The sequence below is a fragment of the Cellulomonas sp. KH9 genome (assembly GCF_900114185.1).
Lineage (GTDB): Bacteria > Actinomycetota > Actinomycetes > Actinomycetales > Cellulomonadaceae > Cellulomonas.
On record NZ_FOSE01000001.1, the window covers coordinates 1159522 to 1171747 of the forward strand.

Sequence of the window (12226 nt, forward strand, 5' to 3'; positions counted from 1 at the left end):
GCGACGGGTCGCCCCCTCCCTGCGGGAAGGGGCGACCCGGGGACGGTGCTCAGCGCAGGCGCGGGGCGACCTCGCGGGCGAACAGCTCGATGCCGGAGCGGTCGTACGCCGCCTCGGCGAAGTAGCAGATCGCGTACGTCATGCCGAGGTCCTGCAGCTCGCGCAGCTTCTCGACGATCTGGTCCGGGGTGCCGACGAGCGGGCCGTTGCGGAACTCCTCGGCGACCGACGGCGCCTTGGCGGGCACCGTGTTCGCGTAGTGCTCCTCGATCCAGGCGATGCGGTCGTCGACCTCGGCCTCCGTCGCGCCGATGACCACGTTGTAGTTGGCGGAGCGTGTGATCTCGTCGAAGTTGCGGCCGATCGCGTCGCAGTGGTCGCGCAGCACCTGCGACTTGTGGGCGAAGCCCGCGGGCGAGCCGTCGAAGTTCGTGTACTGCGCGTGCTCCGCGGCGATGCGCAGCGTCTTCTTCTCACCGCCGCCGGCGATCCACAGCGGCGGACCGTCCATCTGCAGCGGCAGCGGGGACAGCTGCGCGCCGTCCACCTGGTAGTGCTCGCCCTGCAGCGTCGCGGTGCCGTTGGTCCACATCTGCTTGAAGATCTGGACGCCCTCGTCGAGCATCGCGATGCGGGTCCCGGCGGACGGGAAGCCGTACCCGTAGGCCAGCCACTCGTGCTCGTACCAGCCGGCGCCGATGCCCATCTCGACGCGGCCGCCGGAGATCACGTCGGCCGTGGTGGCCACCTTGGCCAGGTACGCCGGGTTGCGGTACGCCATGCACGTGCACATCTGGCCGAGCCGGACGCGCGACGTGGAGGCCGCGAACGCGTTGATGAGGCTCCACGCCTCGTGGGTCGCCTCGCCGTTGGGCTCGGGGACCGCGTGGAAGTGGTCGTAGACCCAGATGGACTCGAAGACGTCGCCGTCGTCGGCCCACTCGGCCAGGCCGTGCATGACCTTCCAGTGGTCGCGGGCGTCGATGCCCGTGAGGTCCTGCCGCCAGCCCTGGGGGATGAAGAGTCCGAAGCGCATGGGACGCACGCTACCCGCGCGCGCCCCTCACGGCCTCGCACCGGCAAGCGCGTGCCGCCGCCTCTCAGAGGAGCCCGGGGTCGTCCGTGCGGTCGAAGGGCACCGGCAGGGCCGCGACGACCTCGGGGTCCTGCCACTCCGGGTACCAGTCGTGCAGCGTCAGTCGGCCGCCGGAGAACCGCATCAGCACGAGCTCGTACTGGAAGACCAGGCACGCGGCCTGCGCGGTCCGTGCCGCGACGACCGCGGACACCACGGCGAGGTCCTGCCGGGCCTGTGCGTACCCGTCCGCCTTCGGGTCGAGATCGAGCCGGACCTCGACGTCGGTGTGCTCCTCGAGTGCCTCGTCGAGGGTGGCCTGCAGGGAGGGGTCGGTGATCGGCCGCACCCGGCCCGTCAGGGCGAGGCCACTGCCCCCGGCGTCGGGCCGCGCAGCTGCGAGCAGATCCTGCAGCAGGGCGTCGACGTCCTGCTGCGACCGGTCGGTGCGCAGTGCGAGCGAGTAGTTGAACACGAGTCTCCTTGGGCAGGGCCGTCGGTGCGGACGGAGGGGTCAGACGCGGAGGCGGGTGACGATCCCGTCCTTGACGACGAGGACCTCCTCCAACCCCTCGACAGGCTCGGCGCGGAGCGCGGCGGCGACCTGGGCGTGGGTCACGACAGTGTCGTCCAGGTTCAGCACGATGCGCGACGTCTGACCGGACGCCACCTTCCGGAGGATGGTCGACCGGATGTTGCGGGCGTTCGGCGTGGAGGGGGAGAAGGCGTCGAAGACGCGGCCCTCGACCGTGTAGTCGGGGTTCTTCGGGCCCGGGACGTCGGGGTTCTGGACCACCTCGTACCCCTCGCGTGCCAGCGTCGTGGCGCTGTCGTTCTCGCGCTCGAGGCTGCGCCGGGTCGCGTCGTCCTGGTCGGGGGAGATCCGGGTGGGACGGCCGCCGGGGACCGCTGACGGGTCTGGTGCGCGGGACGGCAAGGTGGCGTCACCGTGGGTCAGCTGCAGGAGTCGCCGCCGCCACGACGCGGGCAGGTGCGTGAGGGCCTGCTGCAGGATCTTGCCGACGACGCCCACACCGATCAGCGAGGTGAGTGCCAGGCCGAGCTCGATGGACCCGCGCTTGACCAGCTCCTGGCCGTCGATCTTGCCTTCGCCCCAGTCGGCGGCCACGTCGAGGAAGTCCCCGACCGAGACGAGGGTGAACCCGACGCCGAGGATCTTCAGTCCGAACGTGAGCCCGGCGACGGCGCCGGCGGCCCCGCCGGGTACGGCGCCGACGCCGAACCCGAAGATCGCGCCGGCGGCGGTGCCGCCCATGGCGCCGATGACCGCCAGGGCCACGGACAGCACGACACCCACGACCACGAGGACCCAGCCGACGATCCGCAGGGCGTCGGCCAGGAACCGGAACACCGCGACGTGCCGGCCGATGAACTCGCGGACCCCGGCCAGGTGGGTGTCGATCCACGCACCGAGGTCGGCGGTGGTGCGTTCCCACCAGTCCCCGATGGCCGCCCCGGCGTCGGTGACGGCCTCCCAGGCCTGCCCGGCCTTGTCGGCGACCCACTGCGTGCCGTCGGCGACGGCGTCGGAGGCGTCGTCCCACCGGTCGGCGAGCCAGCCACCGATCCCGCGGGACTCCTGGGCCTGCTGCTCGTCGGCCTCGACCTCGGCCTGGGAGGTCGCCGCCCAGGTCAGCGTCGTGCCGCCGTCGTCCAGGGGCGTGGCGGTGAACGGCAGGGCGAGGGGTGCGGGGTCGACGTCGAGCACGGGGATCGGCCCGTCGACCGGGCCGTACCGCAGCTGCTCCAGCGCCCGGGCCCGGTTCAGGTGCCGGTCGACCACGGGCAGCACGTGCGAGCCGAGCCGGTCGCGTGCGCCGAGCACGTCGTCGAACCCCGCGGTGCGCACCCCCAGCGCGAGCGCACGGGCCCGCAGTGCGGCCCAGTCCTCGTCCACCGCGTCCCGCACCGCCGCGACGTCCGTGCGCACACCCGCGACCGCCTCGGCGCTGATCTCCACGACGCGCACCGTCATGCACCCCCTTCCAGGTGGCCGACGGCCCGAGGACCGGTGACGGTCGGTCCCGGAAAGTACCGGTCCGGGACCACGGGCGGAAGCAGGTGTCCGGCGGCAGCCGTCCGGGCGCGGCTCCCGCCGGCACGGCAGGATGGTCGCGTGCTGACCTCCTGGAGCTCCGACGACGTGCGCGCGGCGGAGCGACCGCTGCTCGCTGCCGGGGTGCCGCTGATGGAGCGCGCGGCGTTCGCGCTCGCGGTGCACGTGGGGCGTGAGCTGCGCGCCACGCGCGGCCGGGTCGGCGGCGCGCGGGTGACGCTGCTGGTCGGGTCCGGGAACAACGGCGGCGACACGCTGCACGCGGGGGCGCTGCTGGCCCGCCGCGGTGCGCAGGTCACGGCGCTGCTCACGTCGGACCGCACCCACGCCGGCGGCCTGGACGCGCTGCGGGCCGCCCACGGCCGTGTCGTCCCGACTCCCGACGACGCCGCGGCGGACGACGCCGCGCGGCACCTGGCGCGCGCGGACGTGGTGCTCGACGGCCTGCTGGGCATCGGCGGACGCGGTGGCGTGCGCGGCCCCGGGGCGCGGCTGGTGGCCCGGCTGCGGGCCCTGGACGCCGACGCGCGCCCGCTGGTGGTCGCGGTCGACGTGCCCTCGGGGGTCGGTGTCGACGACGGCACCCGCACCGGGGAGGTGGCGGACGCCGACCTCACCGTGACCTTCGGCGCGTGCAAGCCGGCGCTGCTGCTGCCGCCCGCGGCGGACGCGGCCGGCCGCGTCGAGGTGGTCGACCTGGGGCTGGCGCTGCCGGACCGCCCGGCCGTGGCCCGGCTCGAGGCGGCCGACGTCGCCGCGCTGTGGCCGCTGCCCGGCCGTGACGCGCACAAGTACGTGCGCGGCGTGCTCGGCGTGGTCGCCGGGTCGGCCCGGTACCCCGGTGCCGCGGTGCTGCAGGCGGCCGGTGCGGTGCGCGCGGGCGTGGGCATGGTGCGCTACCTCGGGTCCGCCGGACCGCAGGTGCTGGCCGCGCACCCGGAGGTCGTCGTCGGGGAGGGGCGCGTGCAGGCGTGGGTGGTGGGCTCCGGCGTCGCGCCGGACGACCACGAGCAGCGCGCCCGCGTGCGCGACGCGCTGACCCACGCGCTCGCGCACGACGAGCCGGCCGTGGTCGACGCCGGCGCGCTCGAGCTCCTGCCCGACCGGGTGCCGCCCCACGTCGTCCTCACGCCGCACGCGGGGGAGCTCGCCGCCCTGCTCACCGCGCGCGGTGCGCACACCGCCCGCGTCGACGTCGAGGCCGCCCCGCTGACCCACGCGCGCCACGCGCACGAGCTGACGGGTGCCACCGTGCTGCTCAAGGGCGGCACCACGGTCGTCGTCGGGCCCCACGGCGCGGCGTACGCGCAGGCGGACGGCCCCTCGTGGCTCGCGACCGCCGGCGCCGGCGACGTCCTGGGCGGTGTGCTCGGGGCCCTGCTGGCCGGCCGGGCGCCCGACGCGGCGGGTGACCCGACCCTGCCGGCGGCGCTGGCGGCGGCCGCGGCGCTCGTCCACGGGCGCGCCGCGCACCACGCCAACCCCGGCGGGCCGGTGTCCGCCACGGACGTGGCCGACGCGCTGCCCGCCGTCGTCGCCGGGCTGCTCCGCACGTGACGGGGCGACCTCCCGCACCCGACCCGGCCCCCGCGGACCACGCCGTCGTGCCGCTCGCGCCGGCGCTGGAGCGGCGGCTGCACGCGCTGCTGGCCGCCGGCGGCCGCCGCGTGCTCGGCATCGCCGGGGCCCCGGGCGCCGGCAAGTCCACGCTGGCGGCGCAGGTGGCCGCGACCCTCGGCGGCGCGTGCGTCGTCGTGCCGATGGACGGGTTCCACCTCGCGCAGTCCGAGCTGGAGCGCATCGGCCGCGCCGACCGCAAGGGGGCGCCCGACACGTTCGACGCCGACGGCTACGTCGCGCTGCTGCGGCGGCTGCGGGACCCGGCGCCCGGGCACGTCGTGTACGCCCCCGAGTACCGCCGCGACCTGCGGAACCCCGTGGCCGGGGCGGTCGCGGTGCCCGCCGACGTGCCGCTCGTCGTCACCGAGGGCAACTACCTGCTGCTCGACGACCACGGGTTCGGGCCCGTCGCCGGGCTGCTGGACGAGTCGTGGTTCGTGGCGCCCCCGGACGACCTGCGTCTCGCGCGGCTCGTCGCGCGGCACGAGCGCTACGGCAAGCCGCCCGCCGCGGCGCTGGCGTGGTCCACGGGCCCGGACGCCGCCAACGCCCGCCTGGTCGCGCCGACGGCCGCGCGCGCGGACGTCGTCGTCGGCCCGGACCTGCTGGGCTGAGCGGCGCGGCCGCCCGCGCGCCCGGCGGACCGACGGGACGGACGACCGGCAGGGCGTCACGGGGTGGGACACCGCGGTGAGAGACTGGCGGGCGTGAACGACTTCCCGGCACGTGCGGTGGTCGACCTGGGCGCCGTGCGCGGCAACGTCCGTGCCCTGGTGGCCCACGCACCGAACGCGCAGGTCATGGCCGTCGTGAAGGGCGACGCGTACGGGCACGGGCTGGTGCCCGCCGCCCTCGCCGCCCTCGAGGGCGGTGCCACGTGGCTCGGCACCGCGCAGGTCTCCGAGGCGCTGCACCTGCGACGCGCCGGGGTCACCGGCGCCCGGATCCTCACGTGGCTGTACGCGCCCGGTGCACCGCTGCGCGAGGCCGTGGACGCGGACGTCGACCTGTCCGTCGCGTCGCGCTGGGCGCTGGACGAGGTCCTCGCGGCGGCCCGCACGGCGGGACGCACCGCGCGCGTCCACCTCAAGGTCGACACGGGGCTGGGCCGTAACGGGCTGCTGCCCGGCGAGCTGCCCGACGTGCTCGCGGCCGCGCTCGCGGCCGAGGCGGAGGGGCTGGTGCGCGTCGTCGGCGTGTGGTCGCACCTCGCGTTCGCGGACGACCCGGGCCACCCGGTGGTGCGGCAGCAGGCCGCGGTGTTCGCCGACGCGGTCGCGCTCGTCGAGGCCGCCGGTGCGCGGCTCGAGGTCCGCCACCTGGCCAACTCCGCGGCCACGCTCACCGCACCCGCGCTGCACTGGGACCTCGTGCGGCCCGGGATCGCGGTCTACGGGCTCTCGCCCGTGCCGCAGGTCGGCTCGCACGAGCGGTTCGGGCTGGTGCCCGCCATGACGCTCGAGGCGGAGCTGGTGACGGTCAAGCACGTCCCCGCCGGGTCCGGGGTGTCCTACGGCCACGAGTACGTCGTGCCGCACGACACGGTGCTCGGCGTCGTGCCCCTCGGCTACGCCGACGGCATCCCGCGCCACGCGTCGGGGACCCGTGACCGCTGGGGTGGCCCCGTGCAGGTCGGCGGGCGGCGCCTGGGCGTCGCCGGGCGCGTGTGCATGGACCAGGTCGTCCTCGACCTCGGACCGGGCGCGCAGGACGCCGCGGGCGACCGCGTCGTGCTGTGGGGCGACGGTCGCGACGGCGGGCCGACGGCCCAGGACTGGGCCGAGGTCGCGGGCACCATCTCCTACGAGGTGGTCACCCGCCTCGGTGCGCGCGTGCCGCGCACCTACGTCGACAGCGAGCGCGGCGAGACCGCGGTGGCCGCGCTCACCACGAGCACCGGAGGTGCCGCATGACCACGCAGGTGCGCCTGCCGGACGCCGAGGCGACGCGTGCCTGGGGCCGCGCGCTCGCGGGCGTCCTGAAGCCCGGTGACCTGCTCGTCCTCACCGGTGACCTCGGTGCCGGCAAGACGACCCTGACGCAGGGGCTCGGCGAGGGGCTGGGCGTGCGCGGGCAGGTCGCGTCGCCGACGTTCGTCATCGCGCGCGAGCACCCGCCGCTGCCGCGGCCGGACGGCACGCGCGGCCCGGCGCTCGTGCACGTGGACGCGTACCGGCTGGGGTCGCTCGACGAGATCGAGGCGCTGGACCTGGACTCGGCGCTCGACGAGTCGGTGACGGTCGTGGAGTGGGGCGGCGGCTGGGTCGAGGGGCTGAGCGAGGACCGGCTGGAGCTGGACCTGCAGCGTCCGCACGGCGGCGTGGGCGCCGACGTGGAGGACGCCGCGGCGGGCGAGCGGGTGCTGACGGTCCGCGCCGTGGGGGAGCGCTGGTCGGGTGTGGCGCTGCCGGACGGCGTGGCCGGGGCGCCGCAGGACGAGGAGGACGCATGAAGAGGTACCTGGGGATCGACACGTCGGGAGCCGTCTCGGCGGCCCTGGTGACGGTCGACGGCGACCACGTCCACGCACGCTCCGAGACGTTCGAGGAGCCGCGGCGGCACGCCGAGCGGCTCGCGCCGATCATCGAGCGCGCGCTCGAGCTCGAGGGGGCGGACCGCGCCGAGGTGCGCGGCATCGCCGTGGGCACCGGTCCCGCGCCGTTCACGGGGCTGCGCGCGGGCCTCGTCACCGCCCGGGTCCTGGGACTGGCGCTGGGGGTCCCGGTCTGGGGCGTGCCCGGCCCGGACGCGATCGCGGCCGCAGCGGCGGCGCACGGCCGCATCCCCGGTGGGGACGTCCCTGCACCGGGCGCGCTGCCCGACGGCACGCCCGTGCTCGTCGTCACCGACGCGCGCCGCCGCGAGGTCTACTGGGCACGGTACGAGGTCCGCGGCAGCGAGGCGGTGCGCGTCGCGCCACCCTCGGTCGGGGCACCGGCCGACGTGCCGCGCACACCGGACGACGTCGTGCTGGGCACCGGGTGCGAGCTCTACCCCGAGGTCTTCGGTCCGCCGGACGAGCGGTTCGTCGGGGCGCCGCAGCTGCGGCACCCCGATCCGTTCCGGCTGGTCCTGGTCGCCCTGGCCCGCGACGCCGCGGGTGAGCCGCAGCCCACGGAGCCGCTCTACCTGCGCCGGCCCGACGCGGTCCCGCCGGCGGGCGCCAAGCGGGTCCTGGCGTGAGCGCACCGCCCGTCGACGTGCGGGTCCGGCCCCTGGTGGCGGGTGACCTGTCCACGCTCGACCGGATGGAGCGCGCCCTGTTCGGGGTCAGCGCGTGGTCGCGGCAGATGCTCGCCGACGAGCTCGTCGGCCCGGGACGCACCTACGTCGGTGCGGAGCTCCCGGGCGGCTCGCTCGTCGGCTACGCGGGCATGTGGTTCGACGGTCGGGACGTGCAGATCATGACGGTCGCGACCGACCCCGGGTACCAGGGGCGGGGCGTGGGGCGGCGCATGCTCACGACCTTGCTGGACCGGGCGCGCGAGCTGCGCGCCGAGTCGGTGCTGCTCGAGGTGCGGGTCGACAACGCCCCCGCGATCCACCTCTACGAGTCCCTGGGGTTCACGCAGCTCGGCCGCCGACGCGGGTACTACCAGCCCGAGAACGTCGACGCGTGGACGATGCAGCTGCTGCTGCCGGGGGCGGGGGCGGAGGCGTCGTGACGGCCGCGACCGACGACGTGCGCCGTCGCGTGCTGGTCGACGTCGACGAGCTCGCCCGCCTGCTGGCCGACGACGAGCCGCCCGTGCTGCTCGACGTGCGGTGGGCGCTGGGGCGCGACGACGGGCACGAGCGCTACCTCGCCGCGCACGTGCCGGGCGCGGTGTACGTCGACCTCGACACCGAGCTCGCCGCGCCCGCGTCACCGGCCGCCGGCCGTCACCCGTTGCCCGACGTGGCGGACCTCGAGCGCGCTGCCCGGCGCTGGGGCGTGCGCGAGGGTGCCGCTGTCGTCGTGTACGACGAGACGGGAGGCGCCGCCGCGGCGCGGGCCTGGTGGCTGCTGCGCTGGGCGGGCGTGCGGGACGTGCGCCTGCTCGACGGCGGGCTGCCCGCGTGGGTGGCCGCCGGGTACGGCGTCGAGCCGGGCGAGGTGACGCCCGAGCCGGGTGACGTCGTGCTGCTGCCCGGTGCGCTGCCCACCGTCGACGCCGACGGCGCCGCGGCGCTCGCGGCCGACGGGGTGCTGCTCGACGCCCGCGCGGCCGAGCGGTACGCCGGCCGCGTCGAGCCGGTCGACCCGCGCGCCGGGCACGTCCCCGGGGCGGTGAGCGCCCCGACGGCCGCGAACCTGGACCCCGACGGGCGGTTCCTGCCCGCGGACGCGCTGCGGGCGAGGTTCGCCGGGCTGGGCGTCACGCCCGGTGCCGGCGTGCCTGTGGGCGTCTACTGCGGGTCGGGCGTCACCGCGGCGCACGAGGTCGCGGCTCTCGCGTCGATCGGCGTGGTGTCCGTCCTCTACCCGGGTTCGTGGTCGCAGTGGTCGAACGACCCGGCCCGCCCGGTCGCCACCGACTGAGCGGGGACGCCCGCCGGCCCGAGGGCGCGGCGGGGCCCCCGCGCGGCGACGTCAGACCTCGCGGGCGACCTGGTCCCAGGACAGACGCGGGGCGCGCGGCCGGTCCGTGCCGGTGCCGTCGGGCCACCCGACGTTGAGCACGGACAACGTCCGCCACGAGGTGCCGGCGAGCAGGTCGGCGTCGATGGCGGCGGCGTCGATGCCCGTCATCGGGCCGACACCGAGGCCGGCGGCGCGCAGGCCGACGACGAGGTAGCCGGTCTGCAGCCACGCGTTGTCGCGTGCCATGCGCTCGCGCACGTCGGGCACGCCCGCGAGGCGCTCGCCCGACGTGGGCGCGTGCGGCACCAGGGTCGGGAAGTGGTGGTGGAAGTCGCTGTCTGCCGCGACGACGAGCGTCAGCGGTGCCGCGAGGACGCGCGCCCGGTTGAACTCGGCCACGTGCGCCGCCAGACGCTCGCGGGACTCGGGGCTGCGGACCACGAGCAGCCGCAGCGGCGTCGCGTTGTTGGCCGTGGGACCCCAGCGGACGGCGTCGTGGACGTCGCGCAGCAGGTCGTCGGGCACGGGCTCGTCGCGGAACCGGCTCACGGTGCGCGCGTCGCGGAACAGCGCCTCGACGGCCGGGGGGACCGGCGTGGTGGCGTCCGGGTCCGCGGGTCCCGTGAGGGCGGTCGGGTCGAGGGTCGGGTCGTCGATGACGTCGCTGGTGCTCACGGTGCCTCGAACAGTCCATGCGGACGCATCGATACCCCGGGGCAACCATGAGGTCCGTCACGTCGGCGGCACGCCTATCCTGGACGTCGTGACTGCACCCCTCGTCCTCGGGATCGAGACCTCCTGCGACGAGACCGGCGTCGGTCTCGTGCGCGGCTACGACCTGCTCGTCGACGCCGTCGCCAGCTCGGTGGACGAGCACGCGCGGTTCGGCGGGATCATCCCCGAGATCGCCTCGCGCGCCCACCTCGAGGCGATGGTCCCGACGATCGAGCGCGCGCTCGCCACGGCGGACGTCACGCTCGACGACGTCGACGCGGTCGCCGTCACCGCGGGCCCGGGCCTCGTCGGGCCGCTGACCATCGGCGCCGCGGCGGCCAAGGCGCTCGCGGTCGGCCTGGGCAAGCCGCTGTACGGCGTCAACCACGTCATCGGGCACGCTGTCGTCGACGAGCTGGTGGACGGCGCGTTCCCCGAGCGCGTCATGGCGCTCGTCGTCTCGGGCGGGCACTCGTCGCTGCTGATGATCGACGACACGGTGAACGTCACCGAGCTCGGCTCGACGCTCGACGACGCGGCGGGGGAGGCGTTCGACAAGGTCGGGCGCCTGCTCGGGCTGCCGTACCCCGGCGGCCCGCACATCGACCGCCTGGCACGCGAGGGCGACCCGGAGGCGATCCGGTTCCCCCGCGGGCTCACCGCCCCCAAGGACCAGGCGAAGCACGCCACGGACTTCTCGTTCTCCGGCCTCAAGACCGCGGTCGCGCGGTGGGTCGAGGCCCGTCGTGACGCGGGCGAGGAGATCCCGCTGCCCGACGTCGCGGCGTCGTTCGCGGCCGCGGTGGCCGACGTGCTCATGGCCAAGACGATCGCCGCGTGCCGCCGCGAGGGCGTGTCGACGCTCGTCGTCGGGGGCGGGTTCTCCGCCAACTCGCAGCTGCGCGACATGGCGGCGGCGCGCTGCGCGGAGGCGGGCATCGAGCTGCGCATCCCGCCGATCCGCTACTGCACCGACAACGGCGCGATGATCGCGGCGCTCGGGTCCGCGGTCGTGCGGCGGGGGATGCCGCCGTCGCCGCTCGACCTCCCCGTCGACTCGACGATGCCGCTCACCCAGGTGCTCGTCTGACGCACCGGTCGGAGCGACCCGCCGAGGTCGACGCCGGTCTCGGCCGTGCCGTGATCCCGCCCGGCCCTCGAGCCGCGGGCCAGGGCGCGCAGGGGCACGGCCCGCTCGGCGCCGAGCGCGCCGGGTCAGGCCCCGCGCAGCCGCCAGACGCGCGAGCCCAGGGCGAAGGTGACCAGGACGAGCCCGGCGGACAGCAGCAGGCCGCCCCAGCCCACCGACGTCTGCATCGCGATGGTGTCCTCGGTGTGCGTGAGGGTCACCGGCGTCCCCAGCCAGCTCGTCTCCACGACGCCGCCGCCCATCGCCTCGATCGCGTTCAGGGCGCCGAGCTGCCAGGCGAGCCACAGGTGGACGGGCAGCACGAGGCCGACGAGCCCGGCGAGGACCGCGCCGTCCGTCCACCGGGGACGCTCGCGGTCGAGCTCGGCGAAGTACGCGGCGGCGAGCCGGCGCGGGCTGCCGACGCCCCGCAGGGCCTCGTCGAGCCCGACGGCCGCGGCCTCGTCGCGCAGGGAGGCGCGCAGCTCGCGGCGGATCCGCCGGGCCTCGCGGGCCGGGTAGTCCTGCATCGCCGTCTCGAGGCGGAGCAGCCACCACCACAGGCGGATGCGCTCGTGGCGTGCGAGCCGGTGCTGTGCCGGGGCGACGTCGGGGACGGTCGTCATGAGGGGTCCTCTGCGGGTCTCGAGGGTCCCGCCCCCGCGGGCGGGGGTGCGGTGGTGGTGTCGGCGGGCGGGGTGTCCAGCACGCGCGTGACCGTGCCGACGAGGTCGGCCCACGCCCGGCGCCGCTCTGCGAGCGTGCGCAGGCCGGCGGCGCTGGCCCGGTAGTACCGGCGGGCCGGTCCGCTGGGTGAGGCGACCAGGTGCGAGGTGAGCAGGTCCTCGCGCTCGAGGCGGGCCAGCACGGGGTAGAGCGTGCCGGTCGAGAGGTCCTCGAGCCCGGCCCCCCGCAGCACCGTGACGAGCTGGTACCCGTAGCTCTCCCCGCGGGCCAGGACCGCGAGCGTGAGCATCGGCAGCACGCCCTTGAGCAGCTGGGGGTCGCGGGCTCCGGTCACTGGAGCACGGTAAGGCCAGGTAGCCG

At 76.3% G+C, this 12226-nt stretch carries 14 protein-coding genes; 8 read left to right on the plus strand and 6 right to left on the minus strand.

Going from position 1 to position 12226, the window contains the following annotated elements:
- Positions 1 to 49: 49 nt before the first annotated feature.
- From BMZ16_RS05330 to BMZ16_RS05340, 3 genes are all read right to left on the minus strand, one after another.
- The gene (locus tag BMZ16_RS05330; protein ID WP_089798471.1) at positions 50 to 1036 is read right to left on the minus strand and encodes an LLM class F420-dependent oxidoreductase; all 987 of its coding nucleotides are present in this window, start codon (positions 1034 to 1036) and stop codon (positions 50 to 52) included.
- Between the two features lie 64 nt (positions 1037 to 1100).
- The gene (locus tag BMZ16_RS05335; RefSeq protein ID WP_089798472.1) at positions 1101 to 1550 is read right to left on the minus strand and encodes a SitI3 family protein; all 450 of its coding nucleotides are present in this window, start codon (positions 1548 to 1550) and stop codon (positions 1101 to 1103) included.
- Between the two features lie 39 nt (positions 1551 to 1589).
- Positions 1590 to 3071 (minus strand): CdiA C-terminal domain-containing protein, encoded by a 1482-nt coding sequence (locus tag BMZ16_RS05340; RefSeq protein WP_089798473.1) that lies wholly within the window; start codon positions 3069 to 3071, stop codon positions 1590 to 1592.
- Between the two features lie 141 nt (positions 3072 to 3212).
- Between BMZ16_RS05340 and BMZ16_RS05345 the strand changes: the two genes are divergently transcribed.
- The 7 genes from BMZ16_RS05345 (at position 3213) to BMZ16_RS05375 (ending at position 9294) form a co-directional block, all read left to right on the plus strand.
- Positions 3213 to 4709 carry an NAD(P)H-hydrate epimerase gene (locus tag BMZ16_RS05345; RefSeq protein WP_089798474.1) on the plus strand — a complete coding sequence of 499 codons (1497 nt, stop codon included), beginning with the start codon at positions 3213 to 3215 and terminating at the stop codon, positions 4707 to 4709.
- Entirely contained in the window at positions 4706 to 5386 is a 681-nt protein-coding gene (locus BMZ16_RS05350) for a nucleoside/nucleotide kinase family protein (protein WP_255366365.1), read from the plus strand. The genes BMZ16_RS05345 and BMZ16_RS05350 overlap by 4 nt, the downstream gene beginning before the upstream one ends.
- A 93-nt stretch (positions 5387 to 5479) precedes the next feature.
- Complete coding sequence (gene alr / locus BMZ16_RS05355) at positions 5480 to 6685, plus strand: alanine racemase (protein ID WP_089798475.1); 1206 nt, start codon at positions 5480 to 5482, stop codon at positions 6683 to 6685.
- The gene (tsaE, locus tag BMZ16_RS05360) at positions 6682 to 7224 is read left to right on the plus strand and encodes a tRNA (adenosine(37)-N6)-threonylcarbamoyltransferase complex ATPase subunit type 1 TsaE (RefSeq protein WP_089798476.1); all 543 of its coding nucleotides are present in this window, start codon (positions 6682 to 6684) and stop codon (positions 7222 to 7224) included. The genes alr and tsaE overlap by 4 nt, the downstream gene beginning before the upstream one ends.
- Positions 7221 to 7955: a tRNA (adenosine(37)-N6)-threonylcarbamoyltransferase complex dimerization subunit type 1 TsaB gene (gene tsaB / locus BMZ16_RS05365; protein WP_089798477.1), complete on the plus strand. Its 735-nt coding sequence runs from the start codon at positions 7221 to 7223 to the stop codon at positions 7953 to 7955. Before tsaE ends, tsaB begins: the two co-directional genes overlap by 4 nt.
- The gene (rimI, locus tag BMZ16_RS05370) at positions 7952 to 8437 is read left to right on the plus strand and encodes a ribosomal protein S18-alanine N-acetyltransferase (RefSeq protein WP_255366367.1); all 486 of its coding nucleotides are present in this window, start codon (positions 7952 to 7954) and stop codon (positions 8435 to 8437) included. Before tsaB ends, rimI begins: the two co-directional genes overlap by 4 nt.
- The gene (locus tag BMZ16_RS05375) at positions 8434 to 9294 is read left to right on the plus strand and encodes a sulfurtransferase (RefSeq protein ID WP_218143309.1); all 861 of its coding nucleotides are present in this window, start codon (positions 8434 to 8436) and stop codon (positions 9292 to 9294) included. Before rimI ends, BMZ16_RS05375 begins: the two co-directional genes overlap by 4 nt.
- Before the next feature lie 51 nt (positions 9295 to 9345).
- On the opposite strand, the gene BMZ16_RS05380 is transcribed toward BMZ16_RS05375, so the two are convergent.
- A complete protein-coding gene (locus BMZ16_RS05380) occupies positions 9346 to 10011 on the minus strand; it encodes a malonic semialdehyde reductase (RefSeq protein ID WP_255366368.1) in 666 nt (221 codons plus the stop codon).
- A gap of 88 nt (positions 10012 to 10099) precedes the next feature.
- On the opposite strand from BMZ16_RS05380, the gene tsaD reads away from it, so the two are divergent.
- Positions 10100 to 11140 carry a tRNA (adenosine(37)-N6)-threonylcarbamoyltransferase complex transferase subunit TsaD gene (gene tsaD / locus BMZ16_RS05385; protein ID WP_089798478.1) on the plus strand — a complete coding sequence of 347 codons (1041 nt, stop codon included), beginning with the start codon at positions 10100 to 10102 and terminating at the stop codon, positions 11138 to 11140.
- Between the two features lie 125 nt (positions 11141 to 11265).
- On the opposite strand, the gene BMZ16_RS05390 is transcribed toward tsaD, so the two are convergent.
- Together BMZ16_RS05390 and BMZ16_RS05395 are read right to left on the minus strand one after the other, a co-directional pair.
- On the minus strand, positions 11266 to 11805 hold the full coding sequence (locus tag BMZ16_RS05390; protein WP_089798479.1) for a hypothetical protein: 540 nt from the start codon (positions 11803 to 11805) through the stop codon (positions 11266 to 11268).
- Positions 11802 to 12200, minus strand: a complete 399-nt coding sequence (locus BMZ16_RS05395) for a PadR family transcriptional regulator (RefSeq protein ID WP_089798480.1) — start codon at positions 12198 to 12200, stop codon at positions 11802 to 11804. The genes BMZ16_RS05390 and BMZ16_RS05395 overlap by 4 nt, the downstream gene beginning before the upstream one ends.
- Positions 12201 to 12226: the final 26 nt, after the last annotated feature.